Annotated in this window: 1 protein-coding gene and 1 pseudogene; both read right to left on the bottom strand. The window is 36.5% G+C overall.

Annotation, left to right across the window (positions count from 1 at the left end):
• Positions 1-900, bottom strand: a pseudogene (locus R7P72_RS25840) (GGDEF-domain containing protein); the annotation flags it as partial.
• Positions 897-1075 (bottom strand): transporter substrate-binding domain-containing protein (locus tag R7P72_RS25835; RefSeq protein ID WP_318111098.1); only part of this gene is annotated, 179 nt, incomplete at its 5' end. The gene R7P72_RS25835 and the pseudogene R7P72_RS25840, both read right to left, overlap by 4 nt.

The raw sequence follows: 1075 nt of genomic DNA, 5'->3' as shown, positions 1-1075 counted from the left end.
GACAAATGCATAACACAGCGCAATAACAATCATCACGGCGAGAATACTTAGCCCAACAATAAAGAGTCGAGAAGTAAAAATATCTCGCTCGTTGAGCGGTTCAAACCATGCCATCAATTTAAAATGATGTTGTTCCACTGGCACTTCGAAATATATTTTTCCATCCAAAACTTTAGAAAGAAAATGATTCTCATCTGCATTAATGGTTGAATTTTTAGTGATGGAATCCCACACCACCATTTCAACATCTTTTATTTTTAGCACCATGCGACTGTAGCTGTCTTCGTGCTCTTGATTGGTTAATTGCTCAATAACAATATCTTTATTGATGTCCGCAATTAAAAAAGCCACTGGTTTCCCAGAAAATTTGACTTGCTTAATCACTTGAATCCGAATGTTGTCACCATCACGAGTGGCACAAACTTCTTCCGGATGCCCGTGTTGGGTCATCAAATCATGAATATCCATTGGCTTGAGATCTTTTGGGCCAGTCGTGACGATGGTTGTTCCGTCACTGCCCACCAGCGTTAACTTGTTGTAGATGTTGCTACTGTTGATCAACTTGCCGTCAATCTTCTCATCAAATCTACGCTTTAAGTTGATTAAACTTGCACCTAGGCCATATTCCATCGACATACCAGATGCTAAGTTTGCAAAAAATGTTTGAACGGTTTTGTCACTCGATAAATTATCTACGTCTTCACTTGCGATAGTAAATAAGTTGTCTAGTGTGCTTGCATAGCTTTTTACTTTTAAATCCAGCTCTCTATATTGAGAGTCTTTTAATTTATTCTGTCCAAGACTTGTAACAACAATAAGTATCGCTAAATAAATAGAAACGATTATTGCGCTTATCGTTATTATCTTTTTACTGGATATTTTTTTAACAGCCTTTTTCATCGAATTTTCTTACTATCTTCTAAGAAGTAATCGTTATAAAAGTAGTAAATTGACGGGTAGTATTTTTTAACGAGCTTTTCATACGTCCCATCTTTTTTAATAGAGTCTAAATAACGATCAAACGCTTCGCGTAATTCCGGTGAATTTTTACGGAACGCAACAGCCATTTTTTGAT

Source organism: Vibrio sp. Vb0888 (assembly GCF_033338835.1).
In the GTDB taxonomy this organism is placed as follows: Bacteria; Pseudomonadota; Gammaproteobacteria; order Enterobacterales; family Vibrionaceae; genus Vibrio; species Vibrio alginolyticus.
The sequence above is the reverse complement of the archived record's forward strand: the minus strand, read 5'-3'. Positions and strand labels throughout refer to the sequence as shown.